The organism is Pseudomonas sp. Pseusp49 (assembly GCF_059491875.1).
This window is the reverse complement of sequence record NZ_CP168514.1, coordinates 1,969,345-1,988,052: the sequence shown is the minus strand read 5'-3', so window position 1 is coordinate 1,988,052 and position 18,708 is coordinate 1,969,345. Positions and strand designations below refer to the sequence as shown.

Genomic DNA, 18,708 nt, shown 5'->3' with positions numbered 1-18,708 from the left:
TCTGAAAACAGACACGGGACTCAAAGTCCCGTGTCGGTACAGCCTGTGTTAAACGGCAACCGCCGACTCTTCGAGGAAGTCCTGGGCGAAGCGTTGCAGCACGCCGCCGGCCTCGTAGATCGACACTTCTTCGGCGGTGTCGAGGCGGCAGGTCACCGGCACCTCGACGCGCTCACCGTTCTTGCGATGGATCACCAGCGTCAGCTCGGCGCGCGGCGTGCGATCGCCGATCACGTCGTAGGTTTCGCTGCCGTCGATGGCCAGGGTGTGACGGTTGGTGCCTGGCTTGAACTCCAGCGGCAACACGCCCATGCCCACCAGGTTGGTGCGGTGAATGCGCTCGAAACCTTCGGCGGCAATCGCCTCCACACCCGCCAGGCGCACGCCCTTCGCCGCCCAGTCGCGGGACGAACCCTGACCGTAGTCGGCACCGGCGATGATGATCAGCGGCTGCTTGCGATCCATGTAGGTTTCGATGGCTTCCCACATGCGCATCACTTTGCCTTCCGGCTCGACACGGGCCAGCGAGCCCTGCTTGACCTTGCCGTTTTCCAGAACCATTTCGTTGAACAGTTTCGGGTTGGCGAAGGTGGCGCGCTGCGCCGTCAGGTGGTCACCGCGGTGAGTCGCGTAAGAGTTGAAGTCCTCTTCCGGCAGGCCCATTTTCGCCAGGTATTCGCCGGCGGCGCTGTCCATCATGATCGCGTTGGACGGCGACAGGTGATCGGTGGTGATGTTGTCCGGCAGCACCGCCAGCGGGCGCATGCCCTTGAGCGGACGGGCACCCGCCAACGCGCCTTCCCAGTACGGCGGACGGCGGATGTAGGTGCTCATTTCACGCCACTCGTACAGCGGCGCGACTTTCGGGCCGGTGTCTTCGTGAATGGCGAACATCGGGATGTACACCTGGCGGAACTGCTCCGGTTTCACCGACGCCTTGACCACCGCGTCGATTTCTTCGTCGCTTGGCCAGATGTCTTTCAGGCGGATTTCCTTGCCATCCACCACACCCAACACGTCTTTTTCGATGTCGAAACGGATGGTGCCGGCAATCGCATAGGCAACCACCAAAGGCGGCGACGCGAGGAACGCTTGCTTGGCGTACGGGTGAATCCGGCCGTCGAAGTTACGGTTGCCGGACAACACCGCAGTGGCGTACAGGTCGCGGTCGATGATCTCTTGCTGGATCACCGGGTCCAGTGCGCCGGACATGCCGTTGCACGTGGTGCAGGCAAAAGCCACGACGCCGAAGCCGAGTTTGTCCAGCTCTTCGGTCAAGCCTGCTTCATCGAGGTACAGCGCCACGGTTTTCGAACCCGGTGCCAGGGACGACTTGACCCAAGGCTTGCGGGTCAGGCCGAGCTTGTTGGCGTTGCGCGCCAGCAGGCCGGCGGCGATCACGTTGCGCGGGTTGCTGGTGTTGGTGCAGCTGGTGATGGCGGCGATGATCACCGCGCCGTCCGGCATTTGCCCCGGCACATCGTCCCACTGACCGGAGATGCCTTTGGCGGCCAGATCCGAAACCGCCACACGGGCGTGCGGGTTGCTCGGGCCGGCCATGTTGCGCACGACCGAAGACAGGTCGAAAGTCAGGCCGCGCTCGTACTGGGCACCTTTGAGGCTGTCAGCCCACAGGCCGACCTGCTTGGCGTAGTTCTCGACCAACTGCACCTGCTCGTCTTCACGGCCAGTGAGCTTGAGGTAGTCGATGGTCTGCTGGTCGATGTAGAACATCGCCGCGGTGGCGCCGTATTCCGGGGCCATGTTGGAGATGGTTGCGCGGTCGCCGAGGGTCAGCGCAGAGGCGCCTTCGCCGAAGAACTCCAGCCATGCACCAACGACTTTCTGCTTGCGCAGGAACTCGGTCAGCGCCAGCACCATGTCGGTGGCGGTGATGCCCGGTTGCAGCTTGCCGGTCAGTTCGACGCCAACGCTTTCCGGCAGACGCATCCAGGATGCGCGGCCGAGCATCACGCTTTCGGCTTCGAGACCACCGACACCGATGGCGATCACGCCCAGCGCATCGACGTGCGGGGTGTGGCTGTCGGTACCGACGCAGGTATCAGGGAAGGCCACACCGTCACGCACCTGGATCACCGGAGACATTTTCTCCAGGTTGATCTGGTGCATGATGCCGTTGCCCGGCGGGATCACGTCGACGTTCTTGAACGCCTTCTTGGTCCAGTTGATGAAGTGGAAGCGATCTTCGTTACGACGGTCTTCGATGGCGCGGTTCTTCTCGAACGCGTCCGGATCAAAACCACCGCGCTCGACGGCCAGGGAGTGGTCGACGATCAGTTGGGTCGGCACCACCGGGTTGACTTGCGCCGGGTCACCGCCTTGCAGGGCGATGGCGTCACGCAGGCCGGCGAGGTCGACCAGCGCGGTCTGGCCGAGAATGTCGTGGCACACCACGCGGGCCGGGAACCACGGGAAATCGAGGTCGCGCTTGCGCTCGATGAATTGCTTCAGGGATTCGGTGAGCGTGGCCGGGTCGCAGCGACGCACAAGGTTTTCCGCCAGCACACGGGAGGTGTACGGCAGGGTGTCGTAGGCGCCAGGCTGGATCGCCTCGACCGCTGCGCGGACATCGAAGTAATCCAGGTGGCTGCCGGGCAGCGGTTTACGGAATTGTGTGTTCATCGTCAGGACTCGGTCACGGTAGTTACAAAAGGTGGGGCCTGTCTGTAGGAGCTGCCGCAGGCTGCGATCTTTTGATCTTCAAAAAGCAAAGATCGCAGCCTGCGGCAGCTCCTACAGGGTCACCGGTTCATTCAGTGACCTGTGCAGGCATTTCCACCATTCAGCGCTGTTCGATTGGCACGAACTTGCGCTGTTCAACGCCGGTGTATTCGGCGCTTGGACGGATGATGCGGTTGTTGGCGCGTTGTTCGTACACGTGTGCAGCCCAGCCGGTCAGGCGCGAGCAGACGAAGATCGGTGTGAACAACTTGGTCGGGATGCCCATGAAGTGGTACGCCGAGGCATGGTAGAAGTCGGCGTTCGGGAACAACTTCTTCTGCTCCCACATGGTCTTGTCGATGGCTTCGGAGACCGGGAACAACACCTTGTCACCCACTTCGTCGGCGAGTTTTTTCGACCAGCCCTTGATCACCTCGTTGCGCGGATCGTTGTCCTTATAGATCGCGTGGCCGAAGCCCATGATCTTGTCCTTGCGCTCGAGCATGCCGAGGGTGCCCTTGATCGCGTCTTCCGGCGACGAGAAACGCTCGATCATTTCCATCGCCGCTTCGTTGGCGCCGCCGTGCAGCGGGCCGCGCAGCGAGCCGATGGCCGCGGTGATGCACGAATACAGGTCGGACAGGGTCGATGCGCAAACACGTGCGGTGAAGGTCGACGCGTTGAACTCGTGCTCCGCATAGAGGATCAGCGAAACGTTCATTACCTTGACGTGCAGCTCGCTTGGTTTCTTGCCGTGCAGCAGGTGCAGGAAGTGGCCGCCGATGGACTGTTCGTCGCTCACGCAATCGATGCGCTTGCCTTCGTGGCTGAAGCGATACCAGTAAGTCATGATCGCCGGGAATGCAGCCAGCAGGCGGTCGGTCTTGTCGTGTTGCTCGGAGAAATTGTTCTCCGGCTCCAGGTTGCCCAGGAACGAGCAGCCCGTGCGCATCACGTCCATCGGGTGGGCGTCGGCGGGGATGCGTTCCAGCACTTCCTTGAGCGCTTGCGGCAGATCACGCAGCTTGCTCAGCTTGGCGATGTAGGCGTTCAGTTGCGCCTTGCTCGGCAGTTCGCCGTACAGCAGCAGGTAGGCAACTTCTTCGAACTGTGCGTCAGCCGCCAGTTCACGTACGTCATAACCACGATAGGTCAGACCGGCACCCGACTGGCCCACGGTGGACAGTGCGGTTTGCCCGGCAACCTGGCCACGGAGCCCGGCGCCACTGAGTACTTTTGCTTCGGCCATTGCTGTCTCCAGTTTTCTTGAATTTTTTAGGGAATCGGCAAATTTATTGATCGGGATTCACCCCGACCTCTGTAGGAGCGAGCTTGCTCGCGATGGTGGACCGTACACCGCGGGGTATCAATTTTCCCGCGTCATCGTTAGCGACCATCGCGAGCGAGCTCGCTCCTACAATTATTTCTTCGACGCAAACAACGCATCGAGTTTCTGCTCGAAGGTGTGGTAGTCGATGCGATCGTAAAGCTCCATGCGCGTCTGCATGGTGTCGATGACATTCGCCTGCGTGCCATCGCGGCGCAGTGCGGTGTAGACGTTTTCCGCGGCCTTGTTCATGGCGCGGAAGGCCGACAGCGGGTACAGCACCAGCGACACGTCGACAGCGGCGAGTTGCTCGGTGGTGTACAGCGGGGTCGCGCCGAATTCGGTGATGTTGGCCAGGATCGGCGCTTTCACGCGGCTGGCGAACAGCTTGTACATGTCGAGTTCGGTGATGGCTTCCGGAAAAATCATGTCGGCGCCGGCTTCGATGCAGGCAGCGGCGCGATCCAGGGCAGACTCCAGGCCTTCCACCGCCAGGGCGTCGGTACGGGCCATGATCACGAAGCTGTCGTCGGTACGGGCATCGACGGCGGCCTTGATGCGGTCGACCATTTCCTGCTGGGTCACGATCTCTTTATTAGGACGGTGGCCGCAGCGCTTGGCGCCGACCTGGTCTTCGATATGAATCGCCGCCGCGCCAAACTTGATCATCGACTTGACGGTACGAGCGACGTTGAACGCCGAGGAACCGAAACCGGTGTCCACGTCCACCAGCAATGGCAGATCGCAGACGTCGGTGATACGGCGCACGTCGGTCAGCACGTCATCCAGGCCGGTGATGCCCAGGTCAGGCAAGCCGAGGGAGCCGGCAGCCACCCCGCCACCCGACAGGTAGATCGCCTTGAAACCGGCGCGCTTGGCCAGCAGCGCATGGTTGGCATTGATTGCGCCGACCACTTGCAGTGGATGTTCGCTGGCGACCGCATCGCGGAAACGCTGGCCTGGTGTGCTCTTGTTCAAACTCATGACTCACCTCGTTTGGCTGTCGGGTTGACGCCGTCCTGGTAATGACGGGCGATATTGCGTTTGGAGGCGCCGATGTGACGGCGCATCAACAACTCGGCCAGCTCACCGTCACGGTCGGCGATGGCATCGAGAATGCGGTGGTGCTCGGCGAACGCCTGGTGCGGGCGATTGGGCGTGGTGGAAAACTGGATGCGGTACATGCGCACCAATTGATACAGCTCGCCGCAGAGCATTTGGGTCAGCGTGCGGTTGCCGCTGCCCTGGATGATTCGGTAATGGAAGTCGAAATCGCCTTCCTGCTGGTAGTAGCCCCGACCTGCCTGGAATGCCTCATCACGCTCATGGGTTTCCAGCACCCGACGCAGCTCGTCGATTTCCTCGAGGCTCATGCGCTCGGCGGCCAGGCGACAGGCCATGCCTTCCAGGGATTCGCGGATTTCGTACAGTTCAAGCAGCTCGGCATGATTGAGCGACACCACCCGCGCCCCGACATGCGGCACGCGTACCAGCAGACGCTGGCCTTCCAGGCGATGGATGGCCTCGCGCAGCGGGCCCCGGCTGATGCCGTAGGTACGCGCCAGCTCCGGTTCGGAGATTTTGCTGCCCGGCGCGATCTCGCCTTTGACGATAGCCGCCTGAATACGGCGGAAGACGTTCTCGGAAAGTGTCTCCGTATCGTCTTGCGTAGAAACCGGGGGATCGAGTTGATCCAGCATATTGTCGACACCTTGTGAGCCAATGCCGCAAAAACTAACGAATACCGGGAACACAGTCAAAGGATAAATCGATATTGTCGACAATCTTCTGATAACCGGTTGCACCATAACGAAGCAACCTGCTGGTTCATAGCCACCGGCCAGCGCTGGCGCCATCAAACCACCGTGCTAGAATGCCGCCGCATTTGTTTGTCACATCTGCACTGCCTGTCATAAAGATCTGCCAGGCATACGAGGGAGCTTGCGCAGCGATGCCAGGGCCTTGAATCAAGTCGGACCGCTGCGCACCAGGATTTATGAGACTCAAGCCCTTCCCTGCTTTCCTTTATTTACTTTGCCTGCCCGGGTTCGCAATGGCCGGGGAAAAGACTGTGTATGGCCTCAATGAGTACGCATCGCTCAATGGCATCGACCTGGAAGTGGCGGCCAAGCTCGACACCGGGGCGAAAACCGCTTCCCTGAGTGCACGGGACATCAAACGTTTCAAACGCAACGGCGAATCCTGGGTGCGGTTTTACCTGGCCATCGACGCCGCCCATTCGCATCCGATCGAACGCCCGCTGGCCCGTGTCAGCAAGATCAAGCGCCGGGCCGGCGACTACGACCCCGAGGAAGGCAAGAAGTACACCGCCCGCCCCGTGATCGAACTGGACATCTGCATGGGCTCGGCCCTGCGCAGCATCGAAGTGAACCTGACCGACCGCAGCGCGTTCCAATACCCGCTCCTGATTGGCTCCGAAGCGCTCAAGCGTTTCGATGCCCTGGTTGACCCCAGCCTTAAATATGCTGCCGGCAAACCCGCCTGCACCACCGACGCTCATACCGCCGAGTAATTCAAATGCGCTCTCTTACCCTTCATCTGAAACTGCTGATCGCCATCCTGGTGGTGCTGGGCATTTCAGTTACGGCCTATCAGATCTTCGTGCTGGGCATCCCGGTGACCGAAGACGCCACTGACGACCTGTGGAACATCGACGCCAAGGTCGAGTTCGTCGCCAGCGCCAAGGATCCGGTCAAGATCCAGATGTTCGTGCCACCGCTGAGCCGCGACTTCGTCAGCCTCAACGAGAGCTTCATCTCCAATAATTACGGCGTGGCCGTGAACCGGGTCGACGGCAACCGCAAGGTCACCTGGTCGGCACGCCGGGCCAAAGGCAATCAGACGCTGTACTACCGCCTGGTGCTCACCAAGCGTTATTCCGGCGAGAAAACCAAGATCAAAGGCCCGACCTTTCGCGACAGCATCACCATCGAAGGCCCGGAAAAAATCGCCGCCGAAGCCCTGCTCGCACCGATTCGCCAGCACTCGGCCGACGTCGAAACCTTCGTCGGCGAAGCCATCAAGCGGGTCAACAACCTCAACGACGACAACGTGAAACTGTTGCTGGCCGGTGATCCATCCACCGCGCACAAGGCGAAAACCGTCGAGCTGTTGCTGTCCATCGCCCACGTGCCGATCGAGAAGGTCCACACCATCCGCCTGGTGGCCGACCAGCCGCAAACACCGGAACTGTGGCTGCGCAGTTTCAATGGCACCGACTGGTTGTACTTCAACCCGGAAACCGGTGAGCAAGGGCTGCCGACCGACCGCCTGCTGTGGTGGACCGGCGACGAAAACCTGATCACCGTCGATGGCGGCAAGAAAGCCAACGTGACCTTCAGCCTGAACAACAGCGAAATGAACGCCATTCGCCTGGCCAAGCTGACCGACGAAAACACCGACGCCAACTTCCTCGAGTACTCGTTGTACGGCCTGCCGCTGCAAACCCAGCAGACCTTCATGATCATGGTCATGATCCCGATCGGCGTGCTGGTGATCCTGATCCTGCGCAACCTGATCGGCATCCAGACCCTGGGCACCTTCACCCCGGTGCTGATCGCCCTGGCCTTCCGCGAAACCCAGCTTGGCTTCGGTATCATGCTGTTTACCATCATCACGGCGCTGGGCCTGTCGCTGCGCTCCTATCTCGAACACCTCAAACTGCAAATGCTGCCGAGACTGTCGGTGGTGCTGACGTTCGTGGTGGTGTTGATTGCGGCCATCAGCCTGTTCAGCCACAAACTCGGCCTGGAGCGCGGCTTGTCGGTGGCGCTGTTCCCGATGGTGATCCTGACCATGACCATCGAACGCCTGTCGATCACCTGGGAGGAACGCGGCGGCGGCCATGCGATGAAAGTCGCTATCGGCACGCTGTTCGCCGCGTCCCTGGCGCACCTGATCATGACCGTGCCGGAACTGGTGTACTTCGTGTTCACTTTCCCGGCGATCCTGCTGATCCTGGTGGGTTTCATGCTGGCCATGGGTCGTTATCGCGGCTATCGCCTGACCGAACTGGTGCGTTTCAAGGCCTTCCTGAAAAAGGCTGACGCCTGATGTTCGGCCTCTGGAAGACCTGGAAGGCCCTGGAAGCCCGGGGCATCATGGGGATCAATCGGCGCAACGCCGACTACGTGCTCAAGTACAACAAGCGCAGCCTGTACCCGATCGTCGATGACAAGATCATCACCAAGGAACGCGCGATCGCCGCCGGCATCCATGTGCCCGAGCTCTATGGCGTGATTTCCACCGAGAAGGAAATCGACAACCTCGAAGAGATCATCGGCGCACGCAATGACTTCGTGATCAAACCGGCCCAGGGCGCCGGCGGCGATGGCATCCTGGTCATCGCCGACCGCTTCGAAGGGCGCTATCGCACGGTGTCCGGCCGGATCATCAGCCATGAAGAAATCGAGCACCAGGTTTCCAGCATCCTGACCGGCCTGTATTCACTGGGCGGTCACCGCGACCGGGCGCTGATCGAATACCGCGTGATTCCGGACCAGATCTTCAAGAGCATCAGCTACGAAGGCGTGCCGGACATCCGCATCATTGTCTTGATGGGTTACCCGGTGATGGCCATGTTGCGCCTGCCGACGCGCCAGTCCAACGGCAAGGCGAACCTGCACCAGGGCGCCATCGGCGTCGGCGTGGACCTGGCCACCGGCCTGACCCTGCGCGGCACCTGGCTGAACAACATCATCAACAAACACCCGGACACCACCAACGCGGTGGATGGCGTGCAACTGCCCTACTGGGACGGTTTCATGAAACTCGCCGCTGGCTGTCATGAGTTGTGCGGGCTGGGCTACATCGGTGTCGACATGGTCCTGGACCAGGAAAAAGGCCCGCTGATCCTTGAACTCAATGCCCGGCCGGGGCTGAATATCCAGATTGCCAATGATTGCGGGCTGACGTTGCGTACCCATGCAGTCGAGGCGCGGCTGGAAGACCTGAAGGCCCGTGGCGTGACCGAAACGGTCGAAGAGCGCGTGGCGTTTGTGCAGGAGATGTTTGGGCATATTCCTGCGGTCGAGGGTTGATCCAGAACCGAGTTGCCTCTTTCGCGAGCAGGCTCGCTCCCACAAGAGCAGCACTGAACCCTGTGGGAGCTAGCTTGGTGGCGATGAACCAGAGAGCGCCACGGGGTGTCAGGCTTCCAGCGTCATCGTTCACGTCCATCGCGAGCAAGCTCGCTCCTACACTACATCTCCCTCTAGGAGCAATTCCCCGAGAGGACTACAATCGCCACCCCGCCTCGATGGCTGATCTCCCCCGCCCATGCTGACCTGCTCCGTACACCCGCTGCCCTATCGCGCCAACCCCGCCCACTACTTCGCGGCGATTCGCCATGCCCCCGGCGCCGTGCTGCTCGACAGCGGCCGCCCCAGCGCCGACCGCGGCCGCTATGACCTGCTCAGCGCCTGGCCGCTGGAACAACTGACGGTATCGCCCGACGAAAGTGGCGAGGCTTTCCTGCAACGCCTGCGCGATAACCTGACGCGCCTCGGCGAAGCCTCCTTGCCGGCACCCTATGAGTTGCCGTTTGCCGGCGGGTTGATCGGCTACCTGAGTTACGACTTCGGCCGACATCTGGAGCGCCTGCCGAGCCAGGCCAGTGACGACCTGCATCTGCCCGACGCGCGTTTCGGCCTGTATGGCTGGGCATTGGTCAGCGATCACCTTGCGCTGACCAGCCAGCTGGTATTCCACCCGACCCTGCCCGACAGCGAGCGTCAGCGCCTGATCGAGCTGTTCAGCCAACCAGCACCGGAAGCGGTCGCGCCCTTCAAGCTGCTCACTCCGATGACCGCCGACTTGAGCGCTGACCAGTATCAACAGGCCATCGAGCGCATCCAGCAGTACATTCAGGCCGGTGACTGTTACCAGGTCAATTTCGCCCAGCGTTTTCGCGCGCCCTGCCAGGGTGACTCGTGGGCCGCCTACTGCGCCTTGCGCGAAGCGTGTCCGACGCCTTTTTCCGGCTTCCAGAGCTTGCCTGACGGCGATGCCGTCCTCAGCCTGTCGCCGGAACGCTTCGTCAAAGTCAGCCAGCGCCATGTGGAAACCCGCCCGATCAAGGGCACTCGGCCCAGGGGCATTACGCCTGAGCAAGACGCCGCGAACGCCGCCGAACTGCTGGCCAGCCCCAAGGACCGCGCGGAAAACCTGATGATCGTCGACCTGCTGCGCAACGATCTCGGCCGGACCTGCCGCATCGGTTCGGTCCGGGTGCCGGAGCTGTTCAGCCTGGAAAGTTACCCGAACGTGCATCACCTGGTGAGCAGCGTCACCGGTGAACTGGCGGATGATCGCGACGCTCTGGACCTGATCGCCGGCAGCTTCCCTGGCGGTTCGATCACCGGCGCGCCAAAGATTCGTGCGATGCAGATCATCGACGAACTGGAGCCGACCCGACGCGGCCTGTATTGCGGTTCATTGTTGTACCTGGACGTGCGCGGCGAGATGGACAGCTCCATCGCCATTCGCAGTTTGCTGGTCAAGGACGGGCAGGTGTGTTGCTGGGGCGGTGGCGGGATAGTCGCGGATTCGGAGTGGCAGGCCGAATATCAGGAGTCGATCACCAAGGTGAAAATCCTGCTGGAAACGCTGCACAACTTGTAGGAGCTGCCGAAGGCTGCGATCTTTTGATCTTGCCTTTAAAAAAAACAAGATCAAAAGATCGCAGCCTTCGGCAGCTCCTACAGGGATCGGGTTTACAGGCTCAAGGGGCGGTTCGAGGCTTTGATGAACTCTTGCTTGAGCTCTTCAAACGTATGCACCGCCGGGAACTGCGGGAACTCGGCAATCACGTTATCCGGTGCATGAAACAGGATTCCGGCATCGGCCTCGCCCAGCATCGTGGTGTCGTTGTAGGAATCCCCCGCCGCGATCACCCGGTAGTAAAGGCTCTTGAAGGCCAGGACCGACTGACGCTTTGGATCTTTCTGACGCAGCTGATAACCCGTGACTCGCCCGCTCTCGTCGGTAATCAGGCGATGGCAGAGCAAGGTCGGGAAGCCCAGTTGGCGCATCAACGGCTGGGAGAACTCATAGAAGGTGTCCGACAGGATCACCACCTGAAAGCGCTCGCGCAGCCAGTCGACGAATTCGATGGCGCCGTCCAGCGGCTTGAGCGTGGCGATCACTTCCTGAATGTCGGAGAGTTTCAGGCCGTGCTCGTCGAGAATCCGCAGGCGTTGCTTCATCAGCACGTCGTAGTCGGGAATGTCCCGGGTGGTGGCCCTGAGGGATTCGATCCCGGTTTTTTCGGCGAAGGCGATCCAGATTTCCGGGACCAGCACACCTTCAAGATCCAGACAGGCAATTTCCACAAGACACTCCCATTTGTATTGATTATTGAGTCGAGCGAGCAAAAAGATTGCCGAACTCTAGCGACTCGGGCCTGCCTGCGCAACGCAGAGGATGCCCCGGCCCGTGCAGCTTTTTGTTACCATCGGCCCCATATAGAGCGCCCAGCGCCACCGACCTGTAGGAAGCCGCCCTGATGAGCCCAACGTTCGACGTCGTGGAACTCGCCACGACCTATGCCAACAAATCCGCCCAGGACATCCTGAAACTCGCGTTTGCCGAGTTCGGCGATGACCTGTGGATATCTTTCAGCGGCGCCGAGGACGTGGTGCTGGTGGACATGGCCTGGAAGCTGAACAAGAACGTCAAGGTGTTTAGCCTCGACACCGGCCGCTTGCACCCCGAGACCTACCGCTTCATCGATCAGGTGCGCGAGCACTACAAGATCGACATCGAGCTGGTGTCGCCGGACTACACGAAACTCGAACCCTTCGTGAAGGAAAAAGGCCTGTTCAGTTTCTACAAGGACGGCCATGGCGAATGCTGCGGCATCCGCAAGATCGAACCGCTGCGCCGCAAGCTGTCCGGCGTGAAAGCCTGGGCCACCGGCCAGCGTCGCGACCAGAGCCCCGGCACCCGCAGCGCCGTCGCGGTGATGGAAATCGACACCGCGTTCTCCACCCCGGAACGCACCCTGTACAAGTTCAACCCGCTGGCGCAAATGACCAGCGAAGAGATCTGGGGTTACATCCGCATGCTGGAGCTGCCGTACAACAGCCTGCACGAACGCGGCTTCATCAGCATCGGCTGCGAACCCTGCACCCGCCCGGTACTGCCGAACCAGCATGAGCGCGAAGGCCGCTGGTGGTGGGAAGAAGCGACGCAGAAGGAATGCGGGTTGCACGCGGGGAATATCATCAGCAAGTCGTAACCCTTCTGACCGGTGATATCCCCTGTGGGAGCGGGCTTGCTCGCGAAGGCGTCGTGTCAGTCAATTTATTTACTGACTGACACGACGCCTTCGCGAGCAAGCCCGCTCCCACATTGGTAATGTGTCAGCTCACAAGAATGTGTACACACGATTGTCACCATAGGTGCCATTTGTGTGTGCACTTTTAGTTTATGCGCCCCAAAAAGTTACATTTCCTTTCCCATCGCCTCGTCCAAATCCCCTCTCAAAAAATAAATACCTGTTCAAACGGTCAATTTATATTGTCAATTTTTCAATAACTTGGCGAAAAGCCATAACAAAACGAAATGAAAAGCGCCGTTCATAGAACGCTCGACTGGCATGGATCTGGCTTAAGTGCATACATGTTTTGTATACAATAAAATCAAAACATACACACACTTTAGATCCGCAAGCCTGAAGCGCCCTATCCCGTACAGGCTGCAGATGCCCCGTAACCAATGATATTCGCCACCCGCGACGAAGATTTGTCGAGCCAAGGCTCATGCACAGTCATCGCGGCGTCGAGCATCAGGAGCCTGCCGGAATGCGTACTAGTCTCTCCAACAACAATATCGCGCTGGATCTACCCTCCCCCCATTCCACCCACACCGCCGACCATCAGGCGCATCACTCCCCCGTGGTGCTCAGTCCCCGCCTGCACAACAAGGACCTCGCACCGACCAAGGCCGAAGGCCGGCGCTGGGGCCGCTACAGCATCTTTGCCTTGTGGACCAACGACGTTCACAACATTGCCAACTACTCCTTTGCCATCGGCCTGTATGCCCTGGGCCTGGGGGGCTGGCAGATCCTGTTGTCCCTGGGGATCGGAGCGGCGCTGGTGTATTGCTTCATGAATCTGTCCGGCTACATGGGACAAAAGACCGGGGTTCCGTTTCCGGTCATCAGCCGGATCAGTTTCGGCATTCACGGAGCGCAGATTCCCGCGTTGATCCGCGCCGTGATCGCCATCGCCTGGTTCGGTATTCAGACGTACCTCGCGTCCGTCGTCTTTCGCGTGCTGTTGACGGCAATCCATCCCGGGTTCGCCGACTACGACCACGACTCGATCCTCGGCCTGTCGACCCTGGGCTGGGTGTGTTTCGTCGCGATCTGGTTCGTGCAACTGGCGATCCTGGCCTATGGCATGGAGATGGTGCGCCGCTACGAGGCGTTTGCCGGCCCGGTGATTCTGCTGACCGTTGCCGCCCTCGCCGCGTGGATGTATTTGCAGGCAAACGCGACCATTGCCTGGTCGATCCGTGAGCCGCTGGCCGGTGGCGAGATGTGGCGCAACATCTTTGCCGGTGGCGCACTGTGGCTGGCGATCTACGGCACCTTGATCCTCAATTTCTGCGACTTTGCCCGCTCTTCACCGTGCCGCAAGACCATCAAGGTCGGAAATTTCTGGGGCTTGCCGGTGAATATCCTGGTGTTCGCCAGCATCACTGTCCTGCTGTGCGGCGCGCAGTTCCAGATCAACGGCCGGATCATCGAAAGCCCGACCGAAATCATCGCCTCGATCCCCAACACCTTCTTCCTGGTACTCGGTTGCCTGGCGTTCCTGATCGTCACCGTGGCGGTGAACATCATGGCCAACTTCGTCGCACCGGCGTTCGTCCTCAGTAACCTGGCGCCGAAGTACCTGACGTTCCGTCGCGCCGGACTGATCAGCGCGACCATCGCCGTGCTGATCCTGCCGTGGAACCTCTATAACAGTCCCCTGGTGATCGTGTACTTCCTGTCCGGCCTCGGTGCCCTGCTCGGCCCGTTGTACGGCGTGATCATGGTCGACTACTGGCTGGTACGAAAAGGCCAGGTCAACGTGCCGCAGTTGTACAGCGAAGACCCCAACGGCCCTTATTACTACAGCCGCGGTATCAATTTGCGCGCCGTGGCGGCGTTCATTCCCGCTGCCCTGATCGCCATCGTCCTGGCCCTGGTGCCGGGGTTCCACAGCGTGTCGCCGTTCTCCTGGCTGATTGGTGCCGGCATCGCCGGAATGCTCTACCTGATCATTGCCAAGCGCCAAGCGCACTACGCCGATGTCAGCGGCGAAGCCATCGCGGTCGAAAACGCCAGCCATTAACTCCATGGCGGCCCGGCAAAGTCGGGCCGCAGAACCATCCGCAATAAGGACTCCCCATGCGCATTCTCGTGGTCAACGTCAACACCACCGAATCCATCACCCAGGCCATCGCCCGCTCGGCGCAGGCCGTCGCGTCGCCCGGCACGGAAATCGTCGGCCTCACCCCGCACTTCGGCGCCGACTCCATCGAGGGCAACTTCGAAAGTTACCTGGCGGCCATCGCGGTCATGGACCGGGTGATGTCCTACGACCAGCCATTCGACGCCGTGATCCAGGCCGGCTACGGCGAGCACGGCCGCGAAGGCTTGCAGGAACTGCTCAACGTGCCGGTGGTGGACATCACCGATGCAGCCGCCAGCACGGCGATGTTTCTCGGTCACGCCTATTCCGTGGTCACCACCCTCGACCGCACCGTGCCGCTGATCGAAGACCGCCTCAAGCTCTCCGGCCTGTGGGACCGTTGCGCCTCGGTACGGGCCAGTGGCCTGGCGGTGCTGGAGCTGGAGCATGAACCGCAGCGCGCACTGGAAGCCATCGTGCACCAGGCCGAACTGGCAGTGAGCCAGGACAAGGCCGAAGTGATTTGCCTCGGTTGCGGTGGCATGGCCGGGCTGGACGAGCAGATTCGCCGGCGTACCGGGGTGCCGGTGGTGGATGGGGTGACGGCGGCGGTGACCATTGCCGAATCGCTGGTGCGGCTGGGGTTGTCGACTTCGAAGGTGCGGACCTATGCGACGCCGCGGCCGAAAAACATCATTGGCTGGCCGGGGCGGTTTGCACGGTAGACCGCGGCGCCCCCTTCGCGAGCAAGCCCGCTCCCACACTGGATCTGCGCCGCTCACAACCCCCTTGTGGGAGCGGGCTTGCTCGCGAATGCAGCACCTCGGTCCCGAGCCTGACTCAAACCGCACTGAACCTCTGCCCCAACCCCCGCTCGGCAAACTGCTCGATGATGAAATCGACAAACGCCCGGGTCTTGCCGGGCAGCAGTTTGTGTTCGGCGTAATAGATGGAGGTGTAGCCGTCGTCGATGTACCAGTCCGGCAACACCCGCTGCAACCTGCCCGCCTCCAGGTAACCCGAGGCGAACGGCATGCTCACCAGCGCAATGCCCAGGCCTTGTGCGGCGACGACGCAGGCGGCCTCGGAATCGCTCATGGTCATCCGCGCCTTGAGCGTCAACGGGCTGTGTTGCTGATTGCGATGGGTCAACTGCCAGGAGCGCACGCGACCGGTTTGTGGCGAGCGGATCAGGATCCCGTCGTGGTGCTTGAGTTCGTCCGGTTCGATGATTGACGCCTGTGTCGCCAGGTAATCCGGCGAAGCCACCAATACCCGATGCGCCGGACTCAGCTTGCGCGCGACTACGCCCTGGGGTAATTCGAAGCCGCCGCCGATGGCCGCGTCGAACCCCTGCCCGATCAGATCGACCTGGCGGTTGTCGAAGTGCCAGTCCGGGTTGATCGCCGGGAATCGCCGCAGAAACTCGCCGAGCATCGGCACTATGTACAGGCAGCCGAACACCGTCCCCATGCTGACCTTCAATGTACCCGCAGGCTGCCCACCGGCGCTGGCGAGGTTGGCGACGGCATTCTGGATGGTGTGCAGGCTGGTGCTGACTTCGCCGAGAAACAACTGACCGGCCTCGGTCAGCGTCAGTCTGCGCGTGCTGCGCTGAAACAATCTGACGCCCAGGCGCGCCTCAAGCTTGGCAACGCTCTTGCCCACCGCCGCCGGTGTCAGGCTCAAGCGTCGCGCCGCTTCGGCGAAGCTGCCGACCTCGGCGCTGCGCACAAAGCATTCGATACTGCTGAAGGTTTCCATAGGCGCCACTATAAACTTTTGGTTTACACAGACTATCGCAACCATGGTCTACACGACCTTCGGTGATCATTAGAAAGTAAAACGGTGTCATTAGGATTTGAAATGCGCGGATCAACGGCAAGGGTCTGAATCCCTGAGGGAGGGAGGCATTAGCGTGGAGGTAGCAACCTCACCGGCTCTTTTCACTCTCGAGGATCGAGAGCAACAAGACGATGATCGATCGCGTCGAAACGCAGTTCGTCAAGCCGAACCATCTTGTCGGCGATGCCGCCGTCAGTACAGTAGGTCCAGATGGTGAAGGAATGAATATCGAAGCACTGCTCCTGCTCAAGCAGGAACTCATTCTAGACGTTCAGAATGCGGCCACTGCCATAAGTGTGGGAACTAAACTTCGGTGTAGTTCCGGATCAGGAGGTCGTTTTTCTTGGTCGGTGAGGTCCGCAGTCGGTGCCTCGGGGAGATATTTGCGCTATATAACACACCTCCAAGCCTTAAAATGAGGCCCATCAGGAGGTGCCATAAGCAACCAACGATATCCCGAAGAATTCAAAATCCAGGCTGTGAACCAAGTGACCGAAAAGCAGCTTCCTGTCTCGGAGGTGGCTGCGCGATTGGGTGTGTCCGTGCACAGCCTCGCCTAGATTAAACGCTACACCAAACCCCAGGAGCAGCACGCTCAGGAGGACGATCAGACTGCTGAGCGCTAATCTTGGCGTTCGTTTTTCTTTACCACACCCGATCAGGGATTCAAATCCCCCCCTACAATCAAAGTGCAACTGTTCCGCTCCTAACTGCCAGTAAAAAAAAGCCTTCTCATACCCTTTGGAATATATGAGAAGGCCAAAGTTTCACTATGGAAAAAAATCCGCACGGAGCAGATGCAGGAGCCCCCTCCAATGATCAGAATGCGCTGATCTACAACTGCCCTACGGACATAGGTACATTAAGTCGCCCCACCACCAATGAATATAGAACAAGTACTAATTATCGGCGCCAGCCTCGTATGGAGATTATCGATTGGCCGTTTGAAAAGACAAAAATTACTCAGAGACTTCTTTAATCTAAAAGGGCCGTGTCGACGTGGTCACACAAACCTCACCGGGCGCGAGAGCGTAGACAGCCCACTACACATAATCCTCTTCACTTACTTGCCAGTATCGATATTTATCCAAGGATAGGGAGAACAGTATTACATGAGGTACTAACCCGCAGAATGATGCTAATTCTAACATCTGCGATTTCAGTCGACTAGTAGGCAGAAATGTTTACCCCACCGATGCGATTATTTGTAAGTGGAAGTCTTAGGCGTCTTCGATAGTGACAGTACTCCGCGCCGGCCAGTTCGCGCAGGTCCGTGCGCTTCCAGGAGATCGATCAGGCCGGCGGCCTTCTCTGGTCCACCTCATGGCGCAGCGCACGGTGCCACGCGCTTAGGCTGCCGTTAATAATGGCATGGCTCAACGGGCTTTTTCGTCCGGGTCCCTCGAATTCATGGGGATTCCCTTCGGGAAACGTTATTCGTCGTACGAAGTCATCCCCAGCGCTGTCAGCCGTACACGGCGGCGCAGATAGGCGTCGTCACGGTACACTGCGCGTTGTCAACACTGATTCCGCTATTCATTGTGCAGCGCGTCGATGGAGCCAATGGCGTATGCCACGGCAAAACACACCTGTTACTACCTCCGTATTGAATGCCAGCAGCACCGACAGCGTATGCCGCTTCGTGGATGCGCTTGCCAATATTCCTTACCATTTCAGCGGCCGCGGTCGCCGCGTCGTCAAATACCAGCGAAAGCGTTCCCGGATGGCCGCATTCGGCGCCTTCACTGTGTCGATGTCCCATCACCCGGCCCTCAGCACGGTCTTCGCACGCTGGAAGACGGCCGTCGTATGCGTTTTGGCGATATGGATCAGCAGTTTCACGACTAGGTCAACAACGCTGTGCATATGAGCGCGCTAAACGGGGCGTGCCCGTCACGTTTGTTCATGGTGCTTCCAGCGAATCGCGATTGACCGTGACCAGGTCAAAGACGCTGCCATCATTGAGCGTCGACGTCAGGCCATCGACCTGGCCGGCAACCTGGGCAAGGGTCGGCTGGTCTTGGCGCTGGATTTCGAAAAAGCGGAAGGTGCCATAGCGGTCAACTTGGCCGACGAATTGCTGTCCTTGGTAGAAGTGGCCATTGTTGAAATAGCCATAGGCATAGGTGTCGCAGGCTTGCTGCAAGGCGCGGTACGCGGTAGTAGATGCGGGGTAGCATCGTGTGCATGTTATCGCCCTTCATTGGAGGGGCGCAGTGTTTAAAACCACCGGTTGGGATTCTGAATGAAGTCTAGGAGAAGCTCGCCACCATGGTCAATGATACCGAGAATCCTTTTCTTGATAGTCGTACCCGCAATCGCGATATTTCGGGAGCCTGTCAGTCGGCATTTTAGGACTAGTCCTATAGGGCGCCAGCGGCAACGCCCTTATCCTTTATGGCTAGCGATTGGCTAAAGCCGTTTCGA

The 18,708-nt window shown here is 60.0% G+C and carries 14 protein-coding genes and 1 pseudogene; 8 read left to right on the top strand and 7 right to left on the bottom strand.

Features of this window, described 5'->3' with window-relative positions:
• Positions 1-48: 48 nt before the first annotated feature.
• The 4 genes from acnD to ACEN83_RS08910 form a co-directional block, all read right to left on the bottom strand.
• On the bottom strand, positions 49-2,643 hold the full coding sequence (acnD, locus tag ACEN83_RS08925; RefSeq protein ID WP_495580049.1) for a Fe/S-dependent 2-methylisocitrate dehydratase AcnD: 2,595 nt from the start codon (positions 2,641-2,643) through the stop codon (positions 49-51).
• 160 nt (positions 2,644-2,803) lie between these two features.
• A complete protein-coding gene (gene prpC, locus ACEN83_RS08920; RefSeq protein ID WP_007971533.1) occupies positions 2,804-3,931 on the bottom strand; it encodes a bifunctional 2-methylcitrate synthase/citrate synthase in 1,128 nt (375 codons plus the stop codon).
• Positions 3,932-4,102: 171 nt separating this feature from the next.
• Positions 4,103-4,993, bottom strand: coding sequence for a methylisocitrate lyase (gene prpB / locus ACEN83_RS08915; protein ID WP_495580048.1), 891 nt, complete (start codon positions 4,991-4,993; stop codon positions 4,103-4,105).
• A complete protein-coding gene (locus ACEN83_RS08910; RefSeq protein ID WP_007971537.1) occupies positions 4,990-5,709 on the bottom strand; it encodes a GntR family transcriptional regulator in 720 nt (239 codons plus the stop codon). Before ACEN83_RS08910 ends, prpB begins: the two co-directional genes overlap by 4 nt.
• A gap of 296 nt (positions 5,710-6,005) precedes the next feature.
• Here ACEN83_RS08910 and rloA point away from each other — a divergent pair, with 296 nt between their 5' ends.
• The 4 genes from rloA to pabB all read left to right on the top strand — a co-directional run bounded on the left by rloA (position 6,006) and on the right by pabB (position 10,651).
• Positions 6,006-6,542 (top strand): retropepsin-like aspartic peptidase RloA, encoded by a 537-nt coding sequence (rloA, locus tag ACEN83_RS08905; RefSeq protein WP_085716837.1) that lies wholly within the window; start codon positions 6,006-6,008, stop codon positions 6,540-6,542.
• A gap of 5 nt (positions 6,543-6,547) precedes the next feature.
• Positions 6,548-8,083 carry an osmotic stress tolerance membrane protein RloB gene (gene rloB, locus ACEN83_RS08900; RefSeq protein ID WP_495580047.1) on the top strand — a complete coding sequence of 512 codons (1,536 nt, stop codon included), beginning with the start codon at positions 6,548-6,550 and terminating at the stop codon, positions 8,081-8,083.
• Positions 8,083-9,069 (top strand): alpha-L-glutamate ligase-like protein, encoded by a 987-nt coding sequence (locus tag ACEN83_RS08895; protein ID WP_495580046.1) that lies wholly within the window; start codon positions 8,083-8,085, stop codon positions 9,067-9,069. Before rloB ends, ACEN83_RS08895 begins: the two co-directional genes overlap by 1 nt.
• Before the next feature lie 238 nt (positions 9,070-9,307).
• The gene (gene pabB / locus ACEN83_RS08890) at positions 9,308-10,651 is read left to right on the top strand and encodes an aminodeoxychorismate synthase component I (protein WP_495580045.1); all 1,344 of its coding nucleotides are present in this window, start codon (positions 9,308-9,310) and stop codon (positions 10,649-10,651) included.
• A 92-nt stretch (positions 10,652-10,743) separates the two neighbouring features.
• Here pabB and thrH read toward each other — a convergent pair whose 3' ends face one another.
• The gene (thrH, locus tag ACEN83_RS08885) at positions 10,744-11,361 is read right to left on the bottom strand and encodes a bifunctional phosphoserine phosphatase/homoserine phosphotransferase ThrH (protein ID WP_495580044.1); all 618 of its coding nucleotides are present in this window, start codon (positions 11,359-11,361) and stop codon (positions 10,744-10,746) included.
• A 173-nt stretch (positions 11,362-11,534) separates the two neighbouring features.
• Between thrH and ACEN83_RS08880 the strand changes: the two genes are divergently transcribed.
• The 3 genes from ACEN83_RS08880 to ACEN83_RS08870 all read left to right on the top strand — a co-directional run bounded on the left by ACEN83_RS08880 (position 11,535) and on the right by ACEN83_RS08870 (position 15,161).
• Positions 11,535-12,269, top strand: coding sequence for a phosphoadenylyl-sulfate reductase (locus ACEN83_RS08880; protein WP_008061755.1), 735 nt, complete (start codon positions 11,535-11,537; stop codon positions 12,267-12,269).
• Between the two features lie 565 nt (positions 12,270-12,834).
• The gene (locus tag ACEN83_RS08875) at positions 12,835-14,376 is read left to right on the top strand and encodes an NCS1 family nucleobase:cation symporter-1 (protein WP_495580043.1); all 1,542 of its coding nucleotides are present in this window, start codon (positions 12,835-12,837) and stop codon (positions 14,374-14,376) included.
• 56 nt (positions 14,377-14,432) lie between these two features.
• Positions 14,433-15,161: an aspartate/glutamate racemase family protein gene (locus ACEN83_RS08870; protein ID WP_007971938.1), complete on the top strand. Its 729-nt coding sequence runs from the start codon at positions 14,433-14,435 to the stop codon at positions 15,159-15,161.
• Positions 15,162-15,276: 115 nt separating this feature from the next.
• Here ACEN83_RS08870 and ACEN83_RS08865 read toward each other — a convergent pair whose 3' ends face one another.
• A complete protein-coding gene (locus ACEN83_RS08865) occupies positions 15,277-16,200 on the bottom strand; it encodes a LysR family transcriptional regulator (protein WP_495580042.1) in 924 nt (307 codons plus the stop codon).
• Positions 16,201-16,718: 518 nt separating this feature from the next.
• Here ACEN83_RS08865 and ACEN83_RS08860 point away from each other — a divergent pair.
• Positions 16,719-16,901: pseudogene (locus ACEN83_RS08860) on the top strand (transposase); the annotation flags it as partial.
• 1,283 nt (positions 16,902-18,184) lie between these two features.
• Here the strand turns inward: ACEN83_RS08860 and ACEN83_RS08855 are convergent.
• Positions 18,185-18,427, bottom strand: a complete 243-nt coding sequence (locus ACEN83_RS08855; protein WP_495580041.1) for a hypothetical protein — start codon at positions 18,425-18,427, stop codon at positions 18,185-18,187.
• Positions 18,428-18,708: the final 281 nt, after the last annotated feature.

Excerpts from the sequence above, each read along its gene's own strand:
- prpB (WP_495580048.1), bottom strand. The coding sequence starts at position 4,993 with ATGAGTTTGAACAAGAGCACACCAGGCCAGCGTTTCCGCGATGCGGTC.
- ACEN83_RS08910 (WP_007971537.1), bottom strand. The coding sequence starts at position 5,709 with ATGCTGGATCAACTCGATCCCCCGGTTTCTACGCAAGACGATACGGAG.
- acnD (WP_495580049.1), bottom strand. The coding sequence starts at position 2,643 with ATGAACACACAATTCCGTAAACCGCTGCCCGGCAGCCACCTGGATTAC.
- ACEN83_RS08880 (WP_008061755.1), top strand. The coding sequence starts at position 11,535 with ATGAGCCCAACGTTCGACGTCGTGGAACTCGCCACGACCTATGCCAAC.
- prpC (WP_007971533.1), bottom strand. The coding sequence starts at position 3,931 with ATGGCCGAAGCAAAAGTACTCAGTGGCGCCGGGCTCCGTGGCCAGGTT.
- rloB (WP_495580047.1), top strand. The coding sequence starts at position 6,548 with ATGCGCTCTCTTACCCTTCATCTGAAACTGCTGATCGCCATCCTGGTG.
- ACEN83_RS08875 (WP_495580043.1), top strand. The coding sequence starts at position 12,835 with ATGCGTACTAGTCTCTCCAACAACAATATCGCGCTGGATCTACCCTCC.
- pabB (WP_495580045.1), top strand. The coding sequence starts at position 9,308 with ATGCTGACCTGCTCCGTACACCCGCTGCCCTATCGCGCCAACCCCGCC.
- rloA (WP_085716837.1), top strand. The coding sequence starts at position 6,006 with ATGAGACTCAAGCCCTTCCCTGCTTTCCTTTATTTACTTTGCCTGCCC.
- ACEN83_RS08895 (WP_495580046.1), top strand. The coding sequence starts at position 8,083 with ATGTTCGGCCTCTGGAAGACCTGGAAGGCCCTGGAAGCCCGGGGCATC.
- ACEN83_RS08865 (WP_495580042.1), bottom strand. The coding sequence starts at position 16,200 with ATGGAAACCTTCAGCAGTATCGAATGCTTTGTGCGCAGCGCCGAGGTC.
- ACEN83_RS08870 (WP_007971938.1), top strand. The coding sequence starts at position 14,433 with ATGCGCATTCTCGTGGTCAACGTCAACACCACCGAATCCATCACCCAG.